Raw genomic sequence first — 1,067 nt, 5'->3', positions numbered from 1 at the left:
GAGCCTGCCCCCGGCGACTCCGAAGCGGCGTCCCAGCCGCACACGCTCTCGCTGAACGTCGACATCGACGCCGACTCGGACGAACTGGAGGCGATCGTCCGCGGCGTCAAGGAGGGGCTTCAGGAGCAGGCCGACGAGGGAGACGGGGAGTAGCGAACCGAACCCACAGAGCTTCATAGCTCCACTCGGAACGCCCGTCCATGTCACGGGGGGACCACCCGTCGAGCCGGGGCGATCGCGCGGGCCGCCGCGCGCTCCGGGCGCTGGTCGGGCTGTCGGTCCTCTCGCTCGCGCTCCGACTGGCCGGCCTCGGCAGCCGGGTGTTCCACTGGGACGAGGGCCGCGTCGGCTACTGGATCCTGCGCTACCACGAGACCGGGCAGTTCCACTACCGGCCGATAATCCACGGCCCGTTCGTCCAGCACGCCGACGCACTGCTGTTCCACGTCGTCCCAGTGACCGACTTCTGGGCGCGGTTCCCCGTCGCGGTCGTCACCGCCGCGCTCCCGCTGTCGGCGTGGCTGCTGCGCCGCCACCTCGACGACCGGGAGATCGTCGCGCTGGGGCTGCTACTGACGGTCCAGCCGCTACTGCTCTACTACTCGCGGTTCATGCGCTCGGACATGCTCGTAGGCGCGTTCGCGTTCGCGGCGTTCGCGCTGCTCGTGCGGGCGGCCGACACCCGCCGACTCGGGCCTGCGGTCGCCGCGAGCGCGGCGCTCGCGCTCGGCTTCGCGAGCAAGGAGAACGCGATCCTCTACGTCGCCTGCTTCGGCGGCGCCGCGGCCGTCTGCTACGACCACCGGCTGGTCCGGGCTGCGACTGGTGGCGGTGAACCGGGCGCTACGGCCCGGGTTCGGGCAGACTTCGCCGCCGTTAGAGACTGGCTTGATCGCCGCTCGGGCGCGCTCCCCGCCGTGATCTGGCTCGGCGGCGCGCTCGCGGCACTGGCGGGGACGTTCCTCGCGGTCACGGTGCTGATGTACGCGCCCCGGCCGGAGATCTGGGGCGCGCTCTCCGGCGTCGGAAATCTGCTCGACGTACTCGACGCCGCGCTGGTGGAGACG

General features: G+C 71.9%; 1 protein-coding gene. It reads left to right on the top strand.

The window, feature by feature from the left end; genetic code table 11:
* Nucleotides 1-200 precede the first annotated feature (200 nt).
* A partial coding sequence (locus tag ACFR9S_RS13475; RefSeq protein ID WP_379818879.1) for a flippase activity-associated protein Agl23 occupies nt 201-1,067 on the top strand: 867 nt, incomplete at its 3' end.

It is taken from the genome of Halolamina salina, assembly GCF_042678005.1.
Lineage (GTDB): Archaea > Halobacteriota > Halobacteria > Halobacteriales > Haloferacaceae > Halolamina > Halolamina salina.
Note: the sequence above shows the minus strand (reverse complement) of the source record. Positions and strands in the feature narration are given on the sequence as shown.